At 46.2% G+C, this 333-nt stretch carries 1 protein-coding gene; it reads left to right on the top strand.

The genetic code is table 11. The annotated features are described in order from the left end of the window. Nucleotides 1-333, top strand: a 333-nt coding sequence (locus E1958_RS19895) for a JAB domain-containing protein (protein WP_279512462.1), incomplete at both ends; no start/stop codon positions are given.

Below are 333 nucleotides of genomic sequence, written 5' to 3' on the forward strand. Positions count from 1 at the left end.
CTAAGCAAGCAACAGAAAGTCACCGTAAATAGTGCGGAAGACATTTATCCGATCATGCGCCAAATTCTCCGTAGAGAAAATAAAATCGGTCAAGGTCAGGAACACTTCTGGATGGTAGGTTTAAATCAAGCGAACAAAATCCTCTATATCGAGTTGGTCGCGCTGGGTTCTGCCAACATGGCGAACATTAACCCCAGAGAAGCCTTCCGCATGGCGATTTACAAACTCGCCGTTCAGGTGATTATGGTCCATAACCATCCCGGCGGGAATGTGACGCCTTCCTACGAAGATCAGGATCTTACCGATCATTTTATTCAGGCAGGTAAATTCCTC

It is taken from the genome of Candidatus Thiosymbion oneisti (genome assembly GCF_004359955.1).
GTDB classification, from domain to species: Bacteria; Pseudomonadota; Gammaproteobacteria; order Chromatiales; family Chromatiaceae; genus Thiosymbion; species Thiosymbion oneisti.